Origin of the sequence: Streptomyces sp. NBC_01214, from assembly GCF_026340975.1 — a bacterium.
Classification (GTDB): domain Bacteria; phylum Actinomycetota; class Actinomycetes; order Streptomycetales; family Streptomycetaceae; genus Streptomyces.
Genome location: NZ_JAPEOS010000001.1, coordinates 738,172 through 759,979, shown reverse-complemented (window position 1 = coordinate 759,979; position 21,808 = coordinate 738,172). Strand labels below are relative to the sequence as shown.

The window sequence follows — 21,808 nt, the reverse complement described above, 5'->3', positions numbered from 1 at the left end:
CGATCAACCAGTGGCCGGAGCCGGGGTCGATCAGAAGTCCATGTCACCGCCCGGCATGCCGCCGCCCGCGGGGGCACCGGCCTTCTCGGGCTTGTCGGCGATGACGGCCTCGGTCGTCAGGAACAGCGCGGCGATCGACGCGGCGTTCTGCAGCGCGGAGCGCGTGACCTTCGCCGGGTCGATGATGCCCTCGGCGATCATGTCGACATACTCGCCGGTCGCGGCGTTCAGGCCGTGACCGATCGGCAGGTTGCGCACCTTCTCGACGACGACGCCACCCTCGAGACCACCGTTGACGGCGATCTGCTTGAGCGGGGCCTCGAGCGCGAGCTTCACGGCGTTGGCGCCGGTCGCCTCGTCACCCTCGAGCTCCAGCTTCTCGAAGACCGCGGAGGCCTGCAGCAGGGCCACGCCACCACCGGCGACGATGCCCTCCTCGACGGCCGCCTTCGCGTTGCGAACGGCGTCCTCGATGCGGTGCTTGCGCTCCTTGAGCTCAACCTCGGTCGCGGCACCGGCCTTGATGACGGCCACGCCGCCGGCCAGCTTCGCGAGGCGCTCCTGGAGCTTCTCGCGGTCGTAGTCCGAGTCGGAGTTCTCGATCTCGGCGCGGATCTGGTTCACGCGACCGGCGACCTGGTCGCTGTCACCGGCACCGTCGACGATGGTGGTCTCGTCCTTGGTGATGACGACCTTGCGGGCGCGGCCGAGCAGGTCGAGACCGGCGTTCTCCAGCTTGAGGCCGACCTCCTCGGAGATGACCGTGCCGCCCGTGAGGATGGCGATGTCACCGAGCATGGCCTTGCGGCGGTCACCGAAGCCCGGGGCCTTGACGGCGACGGACTTGAAGGTGCCACGGATCTTGTTGACGACGAGGGTGGAGAGCGCCTCGCCCTCGACGTCCTCGGCGATGATCAGCAGCGGCTTGCCGGACTGCATGACCTTCTCCAGGAGCGGCAGCAGGTCCTTGACCGAGCCGATCTTGGAGTTGACGATCAGGATGTACGGGTCGTCGAGGGACGACTCCATGCGCTCCATGTCGGTGGCGAAGTACGCCGAGATGTAGCCCTTGTCGAAGCGCATGCCCTCGGTGAGCTCGAGCTCCAGCCCGAAGGTCTGGGACTCCTCGACGGTGATGACGCCTTCCTTGCCGACCTTGTCCATGGCCTCGGCGATGAGCTCGCCGATCTGGGTGTCGGCGGCGGAGATGGAGGCCGTCGAAGCGATCTGCTCCTTGGTCTCGACATCCTTCGCCTGGGCGAGCAGGGCGGCGGAGACGGCCTCGACGGCCTTCTCGATACCGCGCTTGAGGGCCATCGGGTTGGCACCGGCGGCCACGTTGCGCAGGCCCTCGCGGACGAGCGCCTGGGCCAGCACGGTGGCGGTGGTCGTACCGTCGCCGGCGACGTCGTCCGTCTTCTTGGCGACTTCCTTGACCAGCTCGGCGCCGATCTTCTCGTACGGGTCCTCGAGCTCGATCTCCTTGGCGATGGAAACACCATCGTTGGTGATCGTGGGGGCGCCCCACTTCTTCTCAAGGACGACGTTGCGACCCTTGGGGCCAAGGGTGACCTTGACGGCGTCGGCGAGCTGGTTCATCCCACGCTCGAGGCCGCGGCGGGCCTCCTCGTCGAACGCAATGATCTTGGCCATCTGAAGTGGTCCTCCCGGACAGCGGTGGATTGCTCCTGGACCGCGCCCGCGCCCGCGACGGACGGCCTGCGTGCCCGACGGTTCCTTCCCGCCGGACCCTGCGGGCCTCACCGACCCGGTCCTCGTTCAGTAGCACTCTCAACCGGAGAGTGCTAACGCCAATGATTAGCACTCGACCCCCTCGAGTGCAAGCGGCTTCGAGTGATGCCCGGCTACTACCGGGCACACGCACGAGGGGCCCCCATCCCGTGTCCAGGATGTGGGCCCCTCGTGGTGTTCCAGGTCTTCGCTGAAGACCGTGCGTCGGTGGTCGATCGCTCCAGGACTAGCCGAGTGCGAGCTTGACCATGTCCGCCTGCGGACCCTTCTGGCCCTGCGAGATCTCGAACTCGACCCGCTGACCCTCTTCAAGGGTGCGGTACCCGTCCATCTGGATGGCGCTGTAGTGGACGAACACATCCGCACCACCGTCGACCGCGATGAAGCCGTAGCCCTTCTCCGCGTTGAACCACTTGACGGTGCCCTGAGCCATGCCTAACTCCCCTATTACTGGCCCTTGCGCAGGAACGCACTTCACGATCCCGGGTCAGAACTTGCGTCGGAACGCGTCGACCGAGGCTGAATGTATCTGCGCGGATGCTGTCTGCAACAGGTCAATCCGATGAGAATTCTGGACACCGAGAAACATTGAAATAGAGTGAAAATTTGCCATACTCCCGGACAACTCGGGCCTGACATATCTCGCCAAAGCCCCATAGCGCACTCGCATGTTGGCCCGATATCGACCCTTGCGCGGCCCGTTCATATGCAGGGGGCAAGAACAGCGGAGGGGACTTCCCCAACCCTACCGTGCCCAATCAAGCAGAATTGCCCCCTCCGCTTTAGCGGAGGGGGCAATTTCGTTTTGCGCGTGTCACCGGAGCGGTGACCGGGGAGATGCGGTGCGGATCCGGGGAATCAGCAACCGCCGGCGACGGCCGGGATGATCGAGACGCCGGCGCCGTCCGGCGTCGCCGCCTGCAGCCCGCCCTCGAAGCGCACGTCGTCGTCGTTGACGTAGACGTTCACGAAGCGGCGCAGCTTGCCCTGGTCGTCCAGGACGCGCGCGGCGATGCCCGGGTGGTTCTTCTCCAGGGACTCGATGACCTCGGCGAGGGTCGCGCCCTCGGCCGCGACCTCGGCGACGCCGCCGGTGTAGGTGCGCAGGATGGTGGGGATGCGGACGTTGACGCTCATGGCGCTACTGCCTTTCCGGGTGCAGGAGGAAGAGGATCAGGCCAGGCCGGCGGCGCGGAACGCGTCCAGGCTCGGGCGGATGGTGGCGGTCTGCCCGCTGTCCGCGGCCACCGCCTCCAGGGTCTTGAGGCCGTCACCGGTGTTGAGGACCACGGTGGTCAGCGTCGGGTCGAGCTGCCCGCCCTCGATGAGCTTCTTCGTCACGCCGACGGTCACACCGCCCGCGGTCTCGGCGAAGATGCCCTCGGTCTGCGCGAGGATCTTGATGGCCTCGACGACCTGCTCGTCGGTGACGTCCTCGACGAAACCGCCGGTGCGGCGGGCGATGTCCAGGACGTACGGACCGTCCGCCGGGTTGCCGATGGCCAGCGACTTGGCGATGGTGTTCGGCTTCTGCGGGCGGACCACGTCGTGACCGGCCTTGAAGGCGGTGGACACCGGGGAGCAGCCCTCGGCCTGGGCGCCGAAGATCTTGTACGGCTTGTCCTCGACGAGGCCGAGCTTGATGAGCTCCTGCAGACCCTTGTCGATCTTCGTCAGCTGCGATCCGGACGCGATCGGGATCACGATCTGGTCGGGCAGCTGCCAGCCGAGCTGCTCGCAGATCTCGTACGCCAGCGTCTTGGAGCCCTCGCCGTAGTAAGGACGCAGGTTGACGTTGACGAAGCCCCAGCCCTCGCCCAGCGGGTCGCCGATGAGCTCGGAGCAGAAGCGGTTGACGTCGTCGTAGTTGCCCTCGATGCCGACCAGGTCACCGCCGTACACACCGGCCATGACGACCTTGCCCTGCTCCAGGTCGTGCGGGATGAACACGCAGGAGCGGAAGCCGGCCCGGGCGGCCGCGGCGCCGACGGCGCCGGCCAGGTTGCCGGTCGAGGAGCAGGACAGGGTGGTGAAGCCGAAGGCGCGGGCGGCCTCGACGGCGATGGCCACGACGCGGTCCTTGAAGGAGTGCGTCGGGTTGCCGGAGTCGTCCTTGACGTACAGCTTGCCGGTGATGCCCAGTTCCTTGGCCAGGTTGGCCGCGTCCACGAGCTTGGTGAAGCCGGGGTTCAGGCTGGGCTTGGCGGCCACGTCCGCGGGGACGGGCAGCAGCGGCGCGTAGCGCCAGATGTTGTTGGGGCCGGCCTCGATCGCGGCGCGCAGGGCCTCGACGTCTTCGGGCGAACCAGTGCCGGTCGGCAGGTCGTAGGCGACTTCCAGCGGTCCGAAGCACTCGGCGCACGCGAAGATGGGGCCGAGCTCGAAACGGGTACCGCACTCGCGACAGGAAAGGCCGGTGGCGGGTCCGAGGTCGACAGAATCAAGGTGGGCAGAGGTGGCGACGGTCTGTGCAGCCATGATGGCGAGGCCCTTTCTCCTCATCTTCCCCATGGCGCACTTCGCCATGAGACGGAATTGGCACCTTCCCTAGCCGGGGACCTCGCTGACGAGCGCTGACGCGCGATCGCGAGAACCGACTGGAGGGTTGCCGGGGCTTCAACGGGCCGTGTCCCTCTGCCCCTCTGGATGAGCGGTATGGCACCGGCACACGCGCTCTATGGCGCGCCGGTGCGTTTGTGCGCGGGACCCCCGGCATGCGGTGGTCCTTCGCGTTGTTCAAGACTGTAACCGAAGGCCCGGGCGGTTGAGACAGCCGTCCGAACCTCGAGATGGATCACATAAGGGCGAATATCGCCGACACGCAGGGAGTGCTGAGGGTGCTGGAAGAGGTGGAGCGATGGCTGGCCGACCGCTCCTGGTCCGCCGCCGACCGACCGCTCGACCAGCTGCTCGACCGGAAACGGGCGGCCGGAACCACGGTCAGCGTGGTGCTGCCCGCACTGGACGAGGAGGCGACGGTCGGCGCGATCGTCGAGGTCATCCGGCGTGAGCTGATCGAGGGACTGCCGGTCCCCCTGGTGGACGAGCTGGTCGTCATCGACTCGGGCTCCGCCGACCGGACCGCGGAGGTCGCGGCGAAGGCCGGGGCCCGGGTGGTGCACCGCGACGAGATCCTGCCCCGCCTCCCGGCGCTGCCCGGCAAGGGCGAGGTGCTGTGGCGCTCGCTGCTGGCCACCACCGGCGACATCGTCTGCTTCGTGGACGCCGACCTGCGGGACTTCTCGGCCTCCTTCGTCTCCGGGATCGTGGGCCCGCTGCTGACCGACCCCGGAGTGCAGTTCGTCAAGGCGATGTACGACCGGCCGCTGGGGGACGCCCCGGGCCAGGGCGGCCGGGTCACCGAGCTGGTCGCCCGCCCGCTCCTCAACCTCCACTGGCCGCAGCTGGCCGGCTTCGTGCAACCGCTGGGCGGCGAGTACGCCGTGCGCCGCTCCCTGCTGGAGCAGCTGCCGTTCCCCGTCGGCTACGGCGTCGAGCTGGGCCTGCTGGTCGACGCGCTGCACACGGTCGGGCTGGACGCGCTGGCCCAGGTGGACGTCGGCGTACGGGTCCACCGCCACCAGGGCGGGCAGGCACTGGGCCGGATGGCCGCGGCGATCTACCGCACCGCCCAGGTACGGCTCTCGCGCGGGCACCTCGTACGACCGGAGCTCACGCAGTTCGAGCGCGGGCCGGAGGGTTTCGTACCGCGGACGCATCCCGTGGACACGGAGGAGCGGCCGCCGATGGCGGGCATCAAGGAGTACGCGCTGCGTCGCGTGGCGTGAGCGAACGTACGGTTTGAGCGGGTGCGGGCCGGGCTAGGTTGGCGGCATGGCTTCCCAGGTGCTCGTCGCAGCGAACCGCGGCCCCCTCTCCTACGCCCTCGCAGCGGACGGGACGCTCAGTGCCCGGCGCGGCGGGGGCGGTCTCGTCTCCGGACTCTCCACGGCCCTCGCCGAGCAGCCGGACGCGCTGTGGATCTGTGCGGCACTGTCGGACGCGGACCGGGAGGCGGTCCGCCGGGGCGTGGCCGAGCCGGGCGTCCGGATGTTGGACATCGATCCCACGATGTATGACGCCGCGTACAACGGCATCGCCAACTCTGTGCTGTGGTTCACGCACCACCACTTGTACGACATCCCGCGCGAACCGGTCTTCGACGCCGGGTTCCGCCGGCGGTGGGAGTCGTACGAGCGCTACAACCAGGCCTTCGCCGAGGCCCTGGCCGAGGAGGCCGGGCAGGGCGCGCAGGTGCTGGTCCAGGACTACCACCTGGCCCTGGTGCCCGGACTGCTGCGGGTGCTCCGGCCCGACCTGCGGATCGCACACTTCACGCACACCCCGTGGGCGGCGCCGGGCTACCTCGCCATGCTTCCGGACACGGTCCGCGAGACCCTGCTGTGGGGCATGCTCGGCGCGGACGTGCTGGGCTTCCACACCGAGGCCTGGGCGGCGGAGTTCCTGGGATCGGCGCGGCTCGACGACGCGTGGGGGCGGTCGGAGGTGCACGGCGGCTCGGTGGTGGAGCACCACCGGTACGCGGTGTGGCCCACCCGGACGACGCACGTGTGCGCGTACCCGCTGGGCGTGGACGGGGACGAACTGCGGGCACTGGCGCAACGGCCGGAGGTGAACGCCAAGCTGGCGGAGCTGCGGGCGGAGGTCGACGGCCTGCGGACGATCGTCCGCGTGGACCGCACGGAGCTGTCGAAGAACATCCTGCGCGGCCTGCTGGCCTACCGGGAGCTGCTGACCGCGCGCCCGCAGTGGCGGGGCCGGGTGGTCCACCTGGCGTCGGCGTACCCGTCGCGGCAGGACCTGAAGGTGTACCGGGACTACACGCAGTCGGTGCGGGACCTGGCGGCGGAGATCAACGCGGAGTTCGGTACGGAGGACTGGCAGCCGGTGCTGGTGTCGGTGAAGGACGACTTCGAACGCTCGCTGGCGGCGTACCGGCTGGCGGACGTGGCGCTGGTGAACCCGGTGCGGGACGGGATGAACCTGGTGGCGAAGGAGATCCCGGTGGTGTCGGAGGCGGGGTGCGTGCTGGTGCTGTCCACCGGGGCGGGGGCGTACGAGGAGCTCCGCCAGGACGCGCTGACGGTGAACCCGTACGACGTGACGGCGACGGCGGACGCGCTGCACGCGGCGCTGTCCATGCCGATGGGTGAACGCGCGGAACGCACGAAGCGCCTCTCCGCTGCCGCGACGGCCCTCCCGCCGACGGCCTGGTTCGAGGCCCAACTCGCAGCCCTCGCCCCATCCAGCCCCAGCTGAAGAACCGGGCTCCGCCCGAACCCGGTCCTCAAACGCCGGACGTCTGAAAAATCCAGCCCCGCACATCCAGCCCCGCACATCCAGCCCCGCCGGCGTTTGAGGCGCGGGGGTTCGGGGGCGGAGCCCCCGCACATCCAGCCCCGGCTGAAAAACCGGGCTCCGCCCGAACCCGGTCCTCAAACGCCGGACGGCTGAAACATCCAGCCCCGCCGGCGATTGAGGCGCGGGGGGCAGGGGTGAAATCAGCGGCGGATGGCTTCGGCCAGGGCGGACAGGAAGGAGGCGACCGTTCCCGGTCCGGGAAGGACCAGGTCGGCCCGCGCGGCGAGCTCGGGGACCTCCGCCGAGCCACTGCACACCAGCAGCCCCGGCAGGCCGTCCGCCCGCCCCTTCTCCACCGCCGAGAACGCCGCCAGGTCGCCCAGGTCGTCGCCCGCGTACAGCACCGCCTCCGCGTCCCGTTCCGCCAGGAACTCGGTCAGGGCGACGCCCTTGTCCATGCCGGGCGGCCTCAGCTCCAGCACCGCCCGCCCCGGCTCGACCATCAGCCCGTGCCGCGCCGCGAGCTCCGCCAGCGGCTCCCGCAGCGCCGCGAAGGCCGCCGCCGGGTCCTCCGCCCGCCGGGTGTGCACGGCCAGGGCCCGGCCCTTCTCCTCGATCCAGGTGCCGCGCCAGGCCCCGATGGAATCCAGGAACCCCGGCAGCTCCGCCCGGACCGCCGCCACCCCGGGGTGCTCGGCGGGCGCGTGGACGATGCCGCTGACGGCGTCCCACCGTTCGGCTCCGTAGTGGCCGAGGACGACCAGGTGCTGCAGGCCGGGGACCCCGGCGAAGCCCCCGTAGCGGACGGCGACGCCCGCCGGTCGGCCGGTGATCACCGCCACCGAGTCGACCTCGGGGGCGAGTGCGGACAGGGCCGGAACGGCTCCGGGATGGGCCCGGGCCTGGTCCGGGTCCGGGACGATGTCGGCGAGGGTGCCGTCGAAGTCCAGGGCGACCACGGACCGGCGGGGTACGCGGAGCAGGGCTTCGAGTCCCTCGCGTCCGGCTGCGGTGACGGGCATCGGCAGATCGTGCGGATGACTCCCCATACGCACGACCCTAACGGCCGCGCGGTGCCACGGCTACGGCTATCGCCGGGCTCGCTGGGCCTCTCGGATCCTGCGCAGCCGGTTCACGGTGCCCGGGGCGTGGGCCAGCGCCCGCGGGTCGTCCATCAGTGCGTTGAGCAACTGGTAGTAGCGGACGGGGGTCATCCCCAGCCCTTCCCGGATGGCCCGTTCCTTGGCTCCGGGCCCGGGCCAGGTGCGTCCCTCGTACGCGAGCACCGCGGCCTCCGTGGCCGTCAGCTGCCCCTCGTCCGTCATACCGCCAGATTAACGCCGCGCGCTGACACCCGGCCCGCCGCCACCGCTCAGCGCGGGTCGGCCGCCCGGGCGGCGGTGGCGATCTGCTCCAGCACCTTCGCGGGCTGTCCGCCCGGCTGGACGGTCTTGCCGATGTTCTGCTTGATGTCCTCGCTGACGCCCGCCCAGGACTTCTTGCCGACGGGGTACAGCCGGGAGTTCGGCAGGGCCGTCAGGAAGGGCTTCAGCTGCGGGGCCGAGGCGCCCGTGGCGGCCTGCTTGGCCTGGTAGCCGCTGGTGGTGGCGGGCAGCAGGTCGTACTTCTCGGTGAAGGCCGTCACGTTCTTCGGCTGGTACAGGAAGTCCAGGAACTTGCCGGACTCCTGGCGGTGGCCGTTCTTGAAGGCCATGATCCAGTCCGCGACGCCCATCGCGGGCTGGTCGCTGCCGTCGGAGGTGGGCAGCGGCACCATGCCGAACTTCACGCCCTTGGCGGCGGCCTGCTTGAGCAGGGTCGGGTGCCCGTTGAGCATGCCGACCTCGCCCTTGGTGAAGCCGTCGAAGGCGGCCTGGCGGTCCAGCTTGCCGGGCTCCACGGGGCCGGTCAGCCCCTGGCCGACCATCTTGTCCCGGAGGAACTCCAGCGCCTTGGCGTTGGGGGCGGAGTCGATCGAGTACGACTCCTCGTTGTCGGTGTAGCCGCCGCCGCCCGCGAGCATCCACATCATCGTCTCGGCCTGCGCCTCCTCGCGGCCCAGCGGCAGCGCGAAGGGGGTGGGCACGTTCGCGGCCTTGAGCTTCTTGGCGGCGGCTTCGAGGTCCGCCCAGTTCTTCGGCTGCCAGCCCTTGGCGTCCTTGCCGATCACACCGGCGTCGGCGAGCAGCTTCTCGTTGTAGAAGAGCAGCCGGGTGCTGGCCACGAAGGGCATGCCGTACTGGACCTGCTTGACCTTGCCGGCGTCCGCGAGCGGCCCGAGGAAGTCGGCCTCGGTCTTCACGGAGAGCAGCTCTTCCGCCGAGTACAGCTTGCCGGCGGCCGCGTAGTCGGAGTAGGCGCCGATCTGGGCTATGTCGGGGGCCTTGCCGGCCTTGACCATCTCGGCGACCTTGGCGTCGACCTCGGACCAGGAGTAGACGCTGACCTCGACCTTGGTGCCCGGGTTGGCCTTCTCGAAGCCCGCGGCGAGGTCCTTCCAGTACGCCTCGGAGGAGTTCTGCGGATTGTCCCCGTAGTCGGCCGCCACGACCCGCAGGGTCACCTCGTTGTCTCCGGTGAGCCCGTCGAGGGCTCCGCAGCCCGTCAGCGTCACGGCAGTCAGGCACAGCACGGCGCCGGACGCGGCCAGGCTCAGGTAACGGCCCTTCACAGTTGTCCATCCACTCTTTCTTGTACGTACGATCCACGTAAGGTCTACACCACTTTGGCGGCTCGTCCACATCGAGCTCCCGACCTGGATCCCGAATTTGTATGGCCACTCAACAATCTCCCCCATTGGACTAGACCTTTCCCCGCCGAGCACGCGAGACTGTCTCTGTGAAACCCGTGAAACACGTCATCGCCCTCGATGTGGGCGGCACCGGGATGAAGGCCGCCCTCGTCGCCGAAGGGGGGCACCACCCAGCGGTAGCTGGGGGAGGCACCCTGCTCCACGAAGCGCGCCGGGCCACCGGCCGCGAGCGGGGTCCCGACGCCGTCGTCGAGACGATCCAGGACTTCGCCGCCGAGCTGCTCGACATCGGCCGGGAGCGCTTCGGACGGCCCGCCTCGGCCGCCGGCATCGCCGTCCCGGGCATCGTCGACGCCGAGCACGGGATCGCCGTCTACGCGGCGAACCTGGGCTGGCGCGACGTACCGATGCGCGCCCTGCTCGGCAGCCGCCTCGGCGGCATCCCCGTGGCCCTCGGCCACGACGTGCGCACGGGCGGACTCGCCGAGGGCCGCATCGGCGCCGGCCGGGGCGCCGACCGCTTCCTCTTCGTCCCGCTCGGCACCGGCATCGCCGGAGCCATCGGCATCGCCGGCCGCATCGAGGCCGGCGCCCACGGCTACGCGGGCGAGATCGGGCACATCGTGGTGCGCCCGGGCGGCCCCGCCTGCGGCTGCGGCCAGCACGGCTGCTTGGAAACCCTCGCCTCCGCCGCGGCCGTCAGCCGCGCCTGGGCGTCGGCCTCCGGCGACCCGGAGGCCGACGCCGCGGACTGCGCCGAGGCCGTCGCGTCCGGGGACGCGCGCGCCCGGGAGGTCTGGCTGGCCGCGGTCGGCGCCCTCGCCGACGGACTGGTCACCGCGATCACCCTGCTGGACCCGCGCACGCTGATCATCGGCGGCGGGCTGGCGGAAGCCGGGGAGACCTTGTTCACACCACTACGAACGGCCGTGGAGGAGCGCGTGACGTTCCAGCGGCTCCCCCACATCGTTCCGGCTGCCCTCGGGGACACCGCCGGATGCCTGGGCGCAGGGCTGCTCGCCTGGGACCTACTCGCCACGGAGGTACCTGCCTGATGTCCGGAAGCGCGCACAGCACTGTTCTTTCGGGCGCCAGGGTGGTGCTGCCCACCGGAACGGTGGCGAACGGCAGGGTCATCGTCGACGGCGACCGCATCGCCGGCAGCGCCCACGAGGGTGCGCGGAGCGTCGACCTGTCCGGGCACTGGGTCGTCCCCGGCTTCGTCGACATGCACAACCACGGTGGCGGCGGCGCCTCGTTCACCTCCGGCACCGCCGAGGACGTCCTCAAGGGAGTCCGCACCCACCGCGAGCACGGCACCACCACCCTGGTCGCCTCCACCGTCACCGGGGACCTGGACGAGCTCGCCCGGCGGGCCGGGCTGCTCGCCGAGCTGACGCAAGCGGGCGAGATCGCCGGCATCCACTTCGAGGGGCCGTTCATCAACCCCTGCCGCAAGGGCGCCCACAAGGAGGACCTGCTCCGCGACCCCGACCCGGCCGAGGTCCGCAAGCTCATCGACGCCGCGCACGGCGCCGCCCGCATGTTCACCCTCGCCACCGAACTGCCGGGCGGCCTGGACTCCGTACGGCTGCTCGCCGAACACGGGGTCATCGCGGCGATCGGCCACACGGACGCCACGTACGAGCAGACGCGCGCCGCCATCGACGCGGGCGCGACCGTGGCCACCCACCTCTTCAACGCGATGCCGCCCCTCGCCCACCGCGAACCCGGCCCGATCGCCGCGCTGCTGGAGGACGAGCGGATCACCGTCGAGCTCATCAACGACGGCACCCACCTGCACCCGGCGGCACTGGAACTGGCCTTCCACCACGCGGGCGCGCACCGCGTCGCGCTGATCACCGACGCGATGGACGCGGCCGGCTTCGGCGACGGGACCTACCACCTCGGCCCGCTGGAGGTCGAGGTCAAGCGCGGCGTGGCACGACTGGTGGAGGGCGGCTCCATCGCCGGATCGACGCTGACCCTGGACACCGCCTTCAAGCGCTCGGTGACCCTCGACAAGCTGCCGGTGGAGTCCGTGGTCCGGGCGATCTCCGCCAACCCGGCCAAGCTGATCGGCCTGTACGACGAGATCGGCTCGCTGGAGCCCGGCAAGTACGCGGACCTCGTCGTGCTGGACGCCGCGTTCGACGTCAAGGGAGTCATGCGCCGCGGCGAATGGATCGTCAGCCTGCCCTCCTGATCGCCGATCTGACGGCCGAGCGGCTGCACGGAGGGATAACGGTCGGCCCCGGGGCTGGGCCGACCGCCGTGCGTTTGGCATGATCCCGGCAGCAACAGACCCGGGAGTGCCCATGATCCTTACCGTGACGCTCAACACCGCGCTCGACGTCACGTACCAAGTGCCGCGGCTGCTTCCGCACGCCTCGCACCGGGTCTCCACCGTCACCGAACGCCCCGGGGGCAAGGGGATCAACGTCGCGCACGTCCTGGCCGCCCTCGGCCACGAGGTGACCGCGACGGGCTTCGCCGGCGGTCCCGTCGGTTCCGTCGTACGGGGGCTGCTGGCGCAGTCGCCGGGGGTGGTCGACGCCCTGGTGCCCTGCGCGGGCAACACCCGCCGCACGGTGGCCGTCACCGACGCGGCCTCCGGCGACACCACGCAGTTCAACGAGCCGGGCCCGCAGATCACCGCCGCCGAGTGGTCGCGGTTCCTGACCCACTACGAGGACCTCGTGCGCGGCGCCCGCGCGGTGGCCCTGTGCGGCAGCCTCCCGCCGGGCGTGCCGGTGGGCGCGTACGCGCTGCTCGTACGGTCGGCCCGCGCGGCCGGGGTGCCCGTCCTGCTGGACACCAGCGGCGAGGCCCTGCGCCGCGGAGTGGCCGCCCGCCCGGAGATCATCAAGCCGAACGCCGCCGAACTGGCCGAGCTCACCGGATCCCGCGACCCGCTCCCCGCCACCCGCGACGCCCGCCGCCGGGGCGCCCACGCGGTGGTCACCTCGCTCGGCCCGGCCGGCCTGCTGGCCTCCACCGCCGAGGGCTCCTGGCAGGCGGCCCCGCCGCGCCGGCTGTCCGGCAACCCGACCGGAGCAGGCGACTCCGCGGTCGCCGGCCTGCTGTCCGCACTGGCGGAGGGCCTGGACTGGCCGGAACGCCTCACCCGCGCGGTCGCCCTCTCGGCGGCCACCGTCCTCGCCCCGGTGGCGGGGGCCTTCGACCCCGGCGTCTACGAAGAGCTGCGGCACGCCGTACGCGTCACCGACGGCGGCTGACGACTCCACCAATCCGGCTGAGGATCCATCAAAGTGTCGCGCAGGCAACACTCTTGACGACCCTTCCGGAGCGTAAGGCTGCCTTTTCGGCCAACTATGATCATGATTCCGTCGACCCTGATCGCGGACGCTGTTGATCTACGAAAATGCAAGGTAGAGGCACATGAACCGAATTTCCCGCAGGGCGCTCGCCATCACCACCGGCGTAGTGGCCGTCTCCACCCTGGCCGCCGTCCCCGCCCAGGCCCAGGCGATCTCGGGGGGCTCCTGCGGCGCGGGCTACTACCAGCAGGACGCCTACCCGCTCGGTGACGACCGCGGCGCCACCGGCGCCGGCGTGATGTTCCTGTACTACAACAAGTCCACCGGCAAGAACTGCGCGATCCTGCGCCGCGACTCCAAGTTCGCGGTCACCGACGGCATGGGCATCTCCATCGACGCCAGCAACGGCAGGTCCGACACCGACGGCCAGCGCGCCTACACCCAGTACGCGGGCCCGGTCTACGTCTCCGCCGCCGGCGCGTGCGTCAAGCTCACCGGCTTCATCACGGGCTTCTGGAACACCCAGGACTCCAGCTACCTGGAGAAGACCCACCGGGAGACCACCGGCTGGGTGCACTGCGGCTAGCGGGCCCGCGCACAAACGGAACCAGGCTCTGCCGCGTGTGCGGCAGAGCCTGGTTCGTTCCGGGGGCGTCCGCCCCCGCCGCCCCCGCCGTCAGCGCCGTCAGCGCCTGACGTGGCCCGAAGCCAGCTCCAGCTGGTCGAAGACGACGTCGCACTGGTTGCCGGCCTCGCACGAGATCTTCATCGCGTTCGTGCCCTTCTTGAGGTTGATGAACGCGAAGGTGCGCGTCCAGCCCTTGTCCCAGGCGCCGTCCGCCGCCCTGGCGAAGTTGTCCAGGTTCAGCGACTGGTTCGGGCTCTGCCCGTTGACCGTGAGGGTCGCCTTGCCGGGCTTGCCGGGAACGCCGTAGTTGACGAACAGCGTGTACTCGCCCGCCTCCGGCACGTCCACCGTCCAGGTGAGCGCAGCACCGACCTGGTTGAAGCCGGCGACGTACTGGCCGCCCGAGCTCTTCGAACCGGGCACCGTGCTCTCCAGCCGCGCACCGCCGGTCAGCACCATGCCCGCACCGGCCGCCTCGCCCTTGGGCAGCGGGGCCTGCGAGGGCTTCGGGCTGCTCGGGGCCGGGCTGGCCGGGTTCTGGGGGGCCGCCGACTGCTGGCCGTCGTTCGCGGTGGGCTGTTCCTCGCCCTTGTCCTTGTCGCCGAACTGCAGGGCGGCGACGATGCCGATCACGACCACGGCGACCACCGCGACGGCCGCGATCAGCAGGCCGCGACGGCTGGAGCCACCGCCGCCGCCGTGACCGCCCGGGTGCGGAGTCGTCTGGGTCTGGTGCTGCGGGGGGTGCGCCTGCTGCGGAACGCCGTAGCCGCCCGCCTGGAGCGCTTCGGGGGCCTGGTACTGGGCCTGGTAGCCCGGGCTCTGCTGCGGGACGGGTCCGCGCTGGCCGCCGTTCCTGCGCTCACCGACCGTGCGCACCTGGTGGTGCGAGGTGCGGGGGACGCCGGGCTGGGGACCGTGATGACCGCCGGCCGACGCGCCGGGGTAGCCGTATCCACCGCCCGATGCGGGCGGGGTGGCTCCGGCCGCCTGGCCATCCTCGTAGAGGTAGCCGAACGGATCGTCGTCCTCGGGCTTGTTCGCCCCACCGTGCGGGCCGTTGTTCGCGGGCGTCGTCATCGCAGGTCACTCCTTTCGACCCCCGGGAGCCTACCCCGAACAGGTGCCCCCACGAGCGGCAGACCGCGTCATCCCGCCCGGCGATGCGCCTTCGACCGGGACCTCTTCTCGATGTACATCCGCTGATCGGCGGAGCGCAGCACCTCGTCGGCGGACATCCCGCAGCTGGCCCAGCCGATGCCGAAACTGGCCCCGACCCGCACCGCACGGCCGTCCACCCTGATCGGCGGGATGATCGCGTTGCGCAGCCGGACGGCGAGGTCGGCGGCGTCGGCGGCGCCCAGACCGTCGGCAAGGACGACGAATTCGTCACCACCCAGCCGGGCGACGGTGTCACCGTCCCTGACGCCGGTCGTCAGCCGCCGGGCCACCTCGATCAGGACCGCGTCGCCCGTGTGGTGCCCGAACCGGTCGTTGATCGACTTGAAGCCGTCCAGGTCGCAGAAGAGGACCGCGAGCCCCTTCGTCCCGTCGTCGATGTCGGTCGCGGGCGCCACCGTGTGCACGTGGTGGTCGTACGGACCATCCGACGGGGCGGGCGGCGCCCCGGGGAACTCGAAGGGGTCGGCCCCGGTGAACAGGTCGGGGCCGTCGGCATGAAACCCGTGCTCACCGGCACCACCCGCCTCCGCCCCCACCGGGTTCCCGTCGTGCCCCGCGTGCGCCGCATGCCCCCCGTGCGGCCCGTGCGCCGCGTGCCCGTCGTATCCGTCGCGCCCCTCGAAGGCCGCGTCCAGCGCCTCGATCGCGCTGGCCCGTACGGACTGTGGCCTACGGCACAGCCGGGCGCCGAGCCGGGCCCGCAGCTCGGCGCTGTTGGGCAGGCCGGTCAGCGAGTCGTGGCTGGCGCGGTGGGCGAGCTGGAGCTCGTGCCGCTTGCGCTCCTCGATGTCCTCGACGTGCGTGAGCAGGAACCGGGGCCCGTCGGCCGCGTCGGCGACGACGGAGTTGCGCAGCGAGACCCATACATACGTGCCGTCGCGGCGCCCCAGCCGCAGCTCGGCCCGGCCGCCCTCGGCGGAGGTGCGCAGCAGGGTGCCGATGTCCTCGGGGTGGACCAGGTCGGAGAAGGAGTAGCGGCGCAGGACGGAGGCGGGCCGGCCGAGCAGCCGGCACAGCGCGTCGTTGGTCCGCAGCAGCCGGCCGTGCTGGTCCCCGCCCATCTCGGCGATCGCCATCCCGCTGGGCGCGTACTCGAAGGCCTGGCGGAACGACTCTTCACTGGCCCGCAGCGCCTGCTGCTCGCGCTCCAGCCGGACGAGGGCGCGCTGCATGTTCGCCCTGAGCCTGGCATTGCTGATCGCAATCGCGGCCTGGAAGGCGTACATCTGGAGCGCTTCGCGGCCCCAGGCGCCGGGCCGGCGGCCGTTGCGCGGTCTGTCCACCGAAATGACACCCAGAAGTTCCCCGCCGGACGCGTACATGGGCGCGTAGAGCCGGTCCTCGGGGTGCCACTCGTCCTCGAACCGCGGATCGGGGCCGTCGGTGTGCCACTGGGGGACGTCGTCCTCCATGAGGACCCAGCCCTCGGTGTGCGGGATGAACCTGAGCCCGTCCCAGTTCTCACCCATCGTCAGGCGGCGCTCCCAGGAGGCGCGGGAGCCGACGCGGCCGGTGATGAGGGCCTCCGCAGCAGGATCGCCGGCGAAGGCGGCGACGACGAGATCACCGTCCGGGCGAACGAGGTTGACACAGGCGAGTTCGTAGCCGAGCCCCACGACGATGCCGTCCACGACGGTCTGCAGGGTGTCCGCCAGGCTCCGGGCCGTATTGAGCTCGGCCACCACCCGATGCAGCTGCCGCAGGGTCGCAAGACGGACGTACGGCTCCGACTCGGTCTCCATTGCTCGCTCTCCCCGAGACCTCGACAGCAACTCCAGGTTTGTCATCGGCGTTTCGTTGCGGTGTCCCGTCCACTGAATCACAGTGAGCTGTGCGGCAGGTACACAGGGTCAACAAATCTTGCCCTCTGTGACTCAAGTCACATCAGATGAATATCGGTGCGCACCGGGCTCGTGCACTGACTGGGAGCGCTCCCCCGCATTCTCGAGAGCAAACGATACGCCCGGGCCTAGGCCAAGGGGCGGGGGCGCGACTCGGACCAGGGCCCGATGTGCGGCGCGGAAGGGCGAGATTAGCGTTTCAGCGTGCTGAAGACGACCCCCGTACCCGCCCCGTCCCACGGAACCCCCCATGCTGAGGGAGTGAGCAATGACGAGTTCCGGGCTGCGATGTCCCGGCTGGCGGCGGGCGTGTGCCTGATCACCGCGCACGAGCCCCCGCTGACGGCGGACGGCCCGCGCGGCGAGGACGTCGGCATGACGGCGACCGCCTTCATGTCCGTGTCCCTGGACCCGCCGCTGGTCCTGGTGAGCCTGCGGGAGGGCTCCCGGATGGACGACCTGCTGGCGGAACAGCCCCTGTGGGCGGTGTCGGTCCTCGCCGACCACCAGCTCCAGGTGGCGGGCCGCTTCTCGATGAAGGGCCGCATCAGCGACCGGCTGCTCTTCGCCGACCTGCCGTACGTACGCGGCGAGGCCTCCGGCGCCCCCCTGCTGAACGGCGCCCTGGCCACCCTGGAATGCCGTACGGAGAACCGCGTCGAGGCGGGCGACCACACCCTGGTCGTCGGCCGGGTCCTGACGGCCGGCCTGCCGTCCCCGGACGGGCAGCCGCTGACGTACTTCCGCGGGCGCTACCGACACCTGGGCTCGTAGGACACGCAGGACGCGGAGGGCGCACCCGGCGCTCGTGGGGGCCGTGGGGCCCGTAGGGCTCGTAGGACACGCAGCGCACGCAGGGCACGCTGGACGCGGAGGGCACGCAGCGCACCCGGAGCTCGTGGGGCCCGTAGGGATCCTGAGGCGCGTAAGACGGGCACCGGCGGGGCTACCAGTCCCGGCCCGTGCGGCCGCGCTTGGTCTCGGCCCGCGCCTTCTTCTCGCGCAGCCGGCGCTCATTGATCCCGCGCGGGATCTTCGTCGGCCGGCGCTGCTTCGGCGGCGGCGCCGTCGCCTCGGCCAGCAGCGAGGCCAGCCGGACCAGTGCCATCTCCCGGTTGCGCAGCTGCGAGCGGTGCTCGGAGGCCCGTACGGTCACCACCCCGTCCACCAGCTTCGCCGCGAGCCGCTCCAGCGCCCGCTCCTTCCACACCTCGGGCAGCGCCTTGGTGGCCGCCAGGTCGAACAGCAGCTCCACGCGCGAGTCCGAAGTGTTCACGTGCTGACCGCCCGGCCCCGAGGACCGCGAGAACCGCCAGGCGAGCTCCCCCTCGGGAAGCACGACGGAACCGCGGATGACGTAAGGACCAGGCATGCCCCTATGATCCGCCCCCGACGCGGCCGCCGTCACCCGCATTTTCCGCCCTGCCCATTCGGCTCACGGAGATTCCCCGTCACGGACAATTCACGACGGGAACCCGACCGGCCTCTCGTCGCGTTATAGGGGGCAGCGGTAGTTTGACCGCCTGTACGTGCATGTTGGATGAGGAAAGGGACAATCCCATGGCTGTCAGCCTGTCCAAGGGCGGCAACGTCTCGCTCTCGAAGGAGGCCCCGGGCCTCGCTGCCGTCACGGTCGGCCTCGGCTGGGACGTCCGTACGACCACCGGAGTCGACTTCGACCTCGACGCCTCGGCCATCGCGGTCAACCCGACCGGCAAGGTCGTCTCCGACGGCCACTTCGTCTTCTTCAACAACAAGTCCACCCCGGACCAGACCATCGTCCACACCGGTGACAACCGCACCGGCGAGGGCGCGGGCGACGACGAGGCCATCAACGTCAACCTCGCCGGCCTCCCGGCCGACGTGGACAAGATCGTCTTCCCGGTCTCCATCTACGACGCCGAGGCCCGCAGCCAGAACTTCGGCCAGGTCCGCAACGCGTACATCCGCGTCGTGAACCAGGCCGGCGGCGCCGAGATCGCCCGCTACGACCTCTCCGAGGACGCGGCGACCGAGACCGCCATGGTCTTCGGCGAGCTCTACCGCAACGGCGCCGAGTGGAAGTTCCGCGCCGTCGGCCAGGGTTACGCCTCCGGCCTCACCGGCATCGCGCAGGACTTCGGCGTCAACGTCTAAGACCGCACGGTCCGGCACCCGCCGGACACCAGCGCTGGTGAAGCCCCCTCCCGGCCGTCCGGGGAGGGGGCTTCGCTACCGTTCGACAGGTGATCCTGCAACCGCTCGTCCCCATCGACGGCGCCCTTCCCGGCCCGGTACTCGCCGAGATCGCGACCCTCTACTCGACGAACCACGCGTTCTTCGAACTCAGCGGAGACTTTCCCGACCCGGACCGCATCACGGTCGAACAGGTCGCCGCCGCGCTCGCCGGCGAACTCGCCCACGACGGTGCCGAGGTGCTCCTCGCCCGGTCCGCCGGACGCCTCGTCGGGCTGGCCGCCACCCTCGCGCAGGCACCCGCCGACGACGACCCGGACCCGTGGATCGGCCTGTTGCTCATCGACGCCACCGCGCACCGCGAGGGATACGGCCGCGCCGTGGCCACCCTGGTCGAGGACCGCTTCCGCGCCGCCGGACGCGCGGACGTCCGCATCGCCGTACTGGACAACAACCCCGGCGCCCTCGCCTTCTGGCAGTCCCGGGGGTACGTCACCCTGCGCAAGGCCAAGGACCGTGAGCTGGGCCGCGACTGCACCGTGCTGCGCAAGCCGCTCGAAGCCCCGTAACGGACCGGTCCGCCGCTCAGGCCACTTGGGCCACTTGGGCCACTGAGGCTGCTACTTCGGCCGGTCCTTCCCGTACAGCCACACGTCCCAGACCTCCTTCAGGTCCTGCCCCGTCTTCTTCTCGGCGTAGACGGTGAACTCGGACGTGTTCGCGTTCCCGTGGCGGTGGTCGGTGGCCCAGCCGCGCACCAGGGCGAAGAACTTCTCGTCGCCCACCTCCTGGCGGATCCGGTGCAGGACCATCGCGCCGCGGTAGTACACCGGGGACGCGGTGATCTCCTCGGGCCCGGGCGGGGCGGCCGGCGGGAACGCGTCCCAGTCGACACCGGCGTCCTCGTCCACGTCCGTGTCCCCGGCCAGGAACGCCTCGAAGTGCTGCTGCGCCGTGGGCCCGCCGTGGTCCTCGGCCCACAGCCACTCGGCGTAGGTCGCGAAACCCTCGTTGAGCCAGATGTCCTTCCAGGACTTCGGCGACACCGAATTGCCGAACCACTGGTGCGCGAGCTCGTGCACGACGAGCTCCTCGTCCTCGGGCGCGCCGGAGTAGACGGGCCGGCCCTGGGTCTCCAGGGCGTAGGCGAGGGTTCCGGTGGGCACCACGATCGCACCCGCCGTGGCGAAGGGGTACGGGCCGAACCGGCCGCCGCTCCACTCCACCATCTCCGGCAGCCGCGCGAGCGGACCGGTGCTCGCGGCCTCCTCCCCGGGCGCCACGGCGCTGTAGAGGCCGGTCCCCGAGGGCGTCCGCCCGGTCGTCACCTTGTACCGCCCGACGGCGGCGGTCGCCAGATAGCTCGCCATCGGCTCCGGACTGTGCCACGCGAAGGCGGTCCGCCCGTCCGCGCCCTCGGTACGGGAGCGCAACTCGCCGTTCGACACCGCCTCGTAGCCACGCGGAACGGTGAGCGTGATGTCGTACGCGGCCTTGTCGCTGGGATGGTGGTTGCCGGGGAACCAGGTCATCGACCCGACCGGCTCGCCGACGGCGACCGCGCCGTCCTCCGTGGTGATCCAGCCCTCCTTGGCCCCGTCCGGATCGGCGAGGGACTTCGGCTTCCCGCTGTAGTCGACCTCCGTCCGGAAGACCTCGCCCTTCTTCAGGTCCTCGGCGGGGCGCACGGTCAGCTCGGTGCCGGTCCGGTTGTACCGGGCCCCCTCGCCCTGGACGGTCACGCGCTCGACGTCCAGGCCGCTGAGGTCCAGGTTGAAGGAGCTGAGCGCCTGCCCGGCGCGGGCCGTGATCACGGCCTTTCCGTGCAGCTGCCCGTCGGCGGGGTCGTAGTCCAGGTCCAGCGCGTAGTGGTCGACCTGGTAGCCGCCGTTCCCGGCCCGGGGGAAGTACGGATCGCGCAGCCCCGACGCACCCGGCCGCCCCTGCACCGTCTCCCCCGTACACCCCGTGGTGAGGGCGAGCAGGGCGGCGACGGCAGGGGCGGCGAGGCGGGAGAGAGCACGGAGTTCCACGTGCTCGATCCTAGGCGGCCCGGCTCCGCGGGTTACTTGCCGAGCGCGTCCACGCCCGCCTTGGCGAACTTCTCGTCCAGGTCACCGCTCGGGGCACCGGCCACGCCGACACCGGCGACGGGCGCGCCGTTCGCCTGGACCGGGGTGCCACCACCGAGGAAGAGGGTGCCGGGGATGTCCTTCAGGTTCGGGGTCTGGGCGAGGCGGCCCACGAGCACCGAGGTCGGGGCGTTCCAGGACACGGCGGTGAAGGCCTTGCGCTGCGCCGACTCGTAGGACTGCGGACCCGCGCCGTCGCCGCGCAGGGTGACGATGGTGTTGCCGTTGCGGTCGACGACCGCGACCGTCACCTTCTGGTTCTCGGACTCGGCGGCCTTCAGCGCGGCCTGGGCGGCGCGGGTCGCGGCGTCGACGGTGAGGTGCGTCGTCGTGGTGAAGTCCTTGCCGGCCGGCCCGTCCTTCTTCGAGGAGGCCGGGGCGACGGACGCCGAGGCGGCGTCGGAGGCGGGGGTCGCGCTGGCGCTCACGGCACCGAAGGCTCCGGCGCCCAGGGCGACGGCGAGGGCGGTACCGGTGAGAACGCGGGTGCGGGTGTTCATCTCTGCTCCTGAGAACGGTGGCACGGGGCACGGGGTCGGCATCGGGTCGCTCCGGGCCGGTCGTACCGGCTCCTTCACTGCTCCAAGCCTCGCCCCGGAACCCCGCGCCCCCCGTCCCCGTACCGGCTCGCCCCGCCCACCGCACCGGATGACCCCGGGGTCATCCGATCGGTCGATGCGGCCCGCCTCCGGCGCGGTATCTCCTATTCACGCCCTCCTCCACCCCCGCCACCCCCGCCGACG

Annotated in this window: 21 protein-coding genes and 1 riboswitch; of the genes, 9 read left to right on the top strand and 12 right to left on the bottom strand. The window is 71.0% G+C overall.

Annotated elements, in window-relative coordinates; all coding sequences use genetic code 11:
- Positions 1-30 precede the first annotated feature (30 nt).
- The 4 genes from groL to thrC form a co-directional block, all read right to left on the bottom strand.
- Positions 31-1,653, bottom strand: a complete 1,623-nt coding sequence (gene groL, locus OG594_RS03755) for a chaperonin GroEL (RefSeq protein WP_033223630.1) — start codon at positions 1,651-1,653, stop codon at positions 31-33.
- A 325-nt stretch (positions 1,654-1,978) separates the two neighbouring features.
- A complete protein-coding gene (locus OG594_RS03750) occupies positions 1,979-2,185 on the bottom strand; it encodes a cold-shock protein (protein ID WP_030009783.1) in 207 nt (68 codons plus the stop codon).
- A 425-nt stretch (positions 2,186-2,610) separates the two neighbouring features.
- Positions 2,611-2,889: a MoaD/ThiS family protein gene (locus tag OG594_RS03745; RefSeq protein ID WP_266595097.1), complete on the bottom strand. Its 279-nt coding sequence runs from the start codon at positions 2,887-2,889 to the stop codon at positions 2,611-2,613.
- 36 nt (positions 2,890-2,925) lie between these two features.
- The gene (gene thrC, locus OG594_RS03740) at positions 2,926-4,230 is read right to left on the bottom strand and encodes a threonine synthase (RefSeq protein ID WP_266595095.1); all 1,305 of its coding nucleotides are present in this window, start codon (positions 4,228-4,230) and stop codon (positions 2,926-2,928) included.
- A gap of 17 nt (positions 4,231-4,247) precedes the next feature.
- Positions 4,248-4,405: riboswitch (SAM riboswitch) on the bottom strand.
- A gap of 184 nt (positions 4,406-4,589) precedes the next feature.
- Between thrC and OG594_RS03735 the strand changes: the two genes are divergently transcribed.
- Together OG594_RS03735 and OG594_RS03730 are read left to right on the top strand one after the other, a co-directional pair.
- Positions 4,590-5,540, top strand: coding sequence for a glucosyl-3-phosphoglycerate synthase (locus OG594_RS03735; RefSeq protein ID WP_266602570.1), 951 nt, complete (start codon positions 4,590-4,592; stop codon positions 5,538-5,540).
- A 46-nt stretch (positions 5,541-5,586) separates the two neighbouring features.
- A complete protein-coding gene (locus OG594_RS03730; RefSeq protein ID WP_266595093.1) occupies positions 5,587-7,032 on the top strand; it encodes a trehalose-6-phosphate synthase in 1,446 nt (481 codons plus the stop codon).
- Positions 7,033-7,274: 242 nt separating this feature from the next.
- Here the strand turns inward: OG594_RS03730 and otsB are convergent, their stop codons facing one another.
- Genes otsB through OG594_RS03715 form a run of 3 tightly spaced genes read right to left on the bottom strand, consistent with a single transcriptional unit; the run spans position 7,275 to position 9,745 of the window.
- Positions 7,275-8,123, bottom strand: coding sequence for a trehalose-phosphatase (gene otsB, locus OG594_RS03725; RefSeq protein WP_266595091.1), 849 nt, complete (start codon positions 8,121-8,123; stop codon positions 7,275-7,277).
- Between the two features lie 39 nt (positions 8,124-8,162).
- Positions 8,163-8,399, bottom strand: coding sequence for a DUF3263 domain-containing protein (locus OG594_RS03720; protein WP_030031449.1), 237 nt, complete (start codon positions 8,397-8,399; stop codon positions 8,163-8,165).
- 47 nt (positions 8,400-8,446) lie between these two features.
- Positions 8,447-9,745, bottom strand: coding sequence for an extracellular solute-binding protein (locus tag OG594_RS03715; RefSeq protein WP_266595088.1), 1,299 nt, complete (start codon positions 9,743-9,745; stop codon positions 8,447-8,449).
- A 176-nt stretch (positions 9,746-9,921) separates the two neighbouring features.
- Between OG594_RS03715 and OG594_RS03710 the strand changes: the two genes are divergently transcribed.
- From OG594_RS03710 to OG594_RS03695, 4 genes are all read left to right on the top strand, one after another.
- Positions 9,922-10,881, top strand: a complete 960-nt coding sequence (locus OG594_RS03710) for an ROK family protein (RefSeq protein WP_266602568.1) — start codon at positions 9,922-9,924, stop codon at positions 10,879-10,881.
- Positions 10,881-12,032, top strand: a complete 1,152-nt coding sequence (gene nagA / locus OG594_RS03705) for an N-acetylglucosamine-6-phosphate deacetylase (protein ID WP_266595086.1) — start codon at positions 10,881-10,883, stop codon at positions 12,030-12,032. The genes OG594_RS03710 and nagA overlap by 1 nt, the downstream gene beginning before the upstream one ends.
- Before the next feature lie 112 nt (positions 12,033-12,144).
- Complete coding sequence (locus tag OG594_RS03700) at positions 12,145-13,065, top strand: 1-phosphofructokinase family hexose kinase (protein WP_266595084.1); 921 nt, start codon at positions 12,145-12,147, stop codon at positions 13,063-13,065.
- 163 nt (positions 13,066-13,228) lie between these two features.
- Entirely contained in the window at positions 13,229-13,693 is a 465-nt protein-coding gene (locus tag OG594_RS03695) for a hypothetical protein (protein WP_266595082.1), read from the top strand.
- 99 nt (positions 13,694-13,792) lie between these two features.
- Here OG594_RS03695 and OG594_RS03690 read toward each other — a convergent pair whose 3' ends face one another.
- Together OG594_RS03690 and cdgB are read right to left on the bottom strand one after the other, a co-directional pair.
- The gene (locus OG594_RS03690; RefSeq protein WP_266595080.1) at positions 13,793-14,815 is read right to left on the bottom strand and encodes a CBM35 domain-containing protein; all 1,023 of its coding nucleotides are present in this window, start codon (positions 14,813-14,815) and stop codon (positions 13,793-13,795) included.
- 68 nt (positions 14,816-14,883) lie between these two features.
- Positions 14,884-16,659 (bottom strand): diguanylate cyclase CdgB, encoded by a 1,776-nt coding sequence (gene cdgB, locus OG594_RS03685; protein WP_266595078.1) that lies wholly within the window; start codon positions 16,657-16,659, stop codon positions 14,884-14,886.
- Between the two features lie 303 nt (positions 16,660-16,962).
- Between cdgB and OG594_RS03680 the strand changes: the two genes are divergently transcribed.
- A complete protein-coding gene (locus OG594_RS03680; RefSeq protein ID WP_266595076.1) occupies positions 16,963-17,532 on the top strand; it encodes a flavin reductase family protein in 570 nt (189 codons plus the stop codon).
- Positions 17,533-17,704: 172 nt separating this feature from the next.
- On the opposite strand, the gene arfB is transcribed toward OG594_RS03680, so the two are convergent.
- The gene (gene arfB / locus OG594_RS03675; protein ID WP_030009237.1) at positions 17,705-18,130 is read right to left on the bottom strand and encodes an alternative ribosome rescue aminoacyl-tRNA hydrolase ArfB; all 426 of its coding nucleotides are present in this window, start codon (positions 18,128-18,130) and stop codon (positions 17,705-17,707) included.
- Between the two features lie 188 nt (positions 18,131-18,318).
- Here arfB and OG594_RS03670 point away from each other — a divergent pair, with 188 nt between their 5' ends.
- A complete protein-coding gene (locus OG594_RS03670) occupies positions 18,319-18,894 on the top strand; it encodes a TerD family protein (protein WP_030009238.1) in 576 nt (191 codons plus the stop codon).
- A gap of 89 nt (positions 18,895-18,983) precedes the next feature.
- Positions 18,984-19,502 (top strand): GNAT family N-acetyltransferase, encoded by a 519-nt coding sequence (locus OG594_RS03665; RefSeq protein WP_266595072.1) that lies wholly within the window; start codon positions 18,984-18,986, stop codon positions 19,500-19,502.
- 51 nt (positions 19,503-19,553) lie between these two features.
- Here the strand turns inward: OG594_RS03665 and OG594_RS03660 are convergent, their stop codons facing one another.
- Both OG594_RS03660 and OG594_RS03655 read right to left on the bottom strand, forming a co-directional pair.
- A complete protein-coding gene (locus tag OG594_RS03660) occupies positions 19,554-20,966 on the bottom strand; it encodes a M1 family metallopeptidase (protein WP_266595070.1) in 1,413 nt (470 codons plus the stop codon).
- A 32-nt stretch (positions 20,967-20,998) separates the two neighbouring features.
- Positions 20,999-21,565: a heme-binding protein gene (locus tag OG594_RS03655; RefSeq protein WP_266595068.1), complete on the bottom strand. Its 567-nt coding sequence runs from the start codon at positions 21,563-21,565 to the stop codon at positions 20,999-21,001.
- Positions 21,566-21,808 lie beyond the last annotated feature (243 nt).

Excerpts from the sequence above, each read along its gene's own strand:
- groL (WP_033223630.1), bottom strand. The coding sequence starts at position 1,653 with ATGGCCAAGATCATTGCGTTCGACGAGGAGGCCCGCCGCGGCCTCGAG.
- OG594_RS03750 (WP_030009783.1), bottom strand. The coding sequence starts at position 2,185 with ATGGCTCAGGGCACCGTCAAGTGGTTCAACGCGGAGAAGGGCTACGGC.
- OG594_RS03745 (WP_266595097.1), bottom strand. The coding sequence starts at position 2,889 with ATGAGCGTCAACGTCCGCATCCCCACCATCCTGCGCACCTACACCGGC.
- thrC (WP_266595095.1), bottom strand. The coding sequence starts at position 4,230 with ATGGCTGCACAGACCGTCGCCACCTCTGCCCACCTTGATTCTGTCGAC.
- OG594_RS03730 (WP_266595093.1), top strand. The coding sequence starts at position 5,587 with ATGGCTTCCCAGGTGCTCGTCGCAGCGAACCGCGGCCCCCTCTCCTAC.
- otsB (WP_266595091.1), bottom strand. The coding sequence starts at position 8,123 with ATGGGGAGTCATCCGCACGATCTGCCGATGCCCGTCACCGCAGCCGGA.
- OG594_RS03720 (WP_030031449.1), bottom strand. The coding sequence starts at position 8,399 with ATGACGGACGAGGGGCAGCTGACGGCCACGGAGGCCGCGGTGCTCGCG.
- nagA (WP_266595086.1), top strand. The coding sequence starts at position 10,881 with ATGTCCGGAAGCGCGCACAGCACTGTTCTTTCGGGCGCCAGGGTGGTG.
- OG594_RS03700 (WP_266595084.1), top strand. The coding sequence starts at position 12,145 with ATGATCCTTACCGTGACGCTCAACACCGCGCTCGACGTCACGTACCAA.
- OG594_RS03695 (WP_266595082.1), top strand. The coding sequence starts at position 13,229 with ATGAACCGAATTTCCCGCAGGGCGCTCGCCATCACCACCGGCGTAGTG.
- OG594_RS03690 (WP_266595080.1), bottom strand. The coding sequence starts at position 14,815 with ATGACGACGCCCGCGAACAACGGCCCGCACGGTGGGGCGAACAAGCCC.
- cdgB (WP_266595078.1), bottom strand. The coding sequence starts at position 16,659 with ATGGAGACCGAGTCGGAGCCGTACGTCCGTCTTGCGACCCTGCGGCAG.
- arfB (WP_030009237.1), bottom strand. The coding sequence starts at position 18,130 with ATGCCTGGTCCTTACGTCATCCGCGGTTCCGTCGTGCTTCCCGAGGGG.
- OG594_RS03670 (WP_030009238.1), top strand. The coding sequence starts at position 18,319 with ATGGCTGTCAGCCTGTCCAAGGGCGGCAACGTCTCGCTCTCGAAGGAG.
- OG594_RS03655 (WP_266595068.1), bottom strand. The coding sequence starts at position 21,565 with ATGAACACCCGCACCCGCGTTCTCACCGGTACCGCCCTCGCCGTCGCC.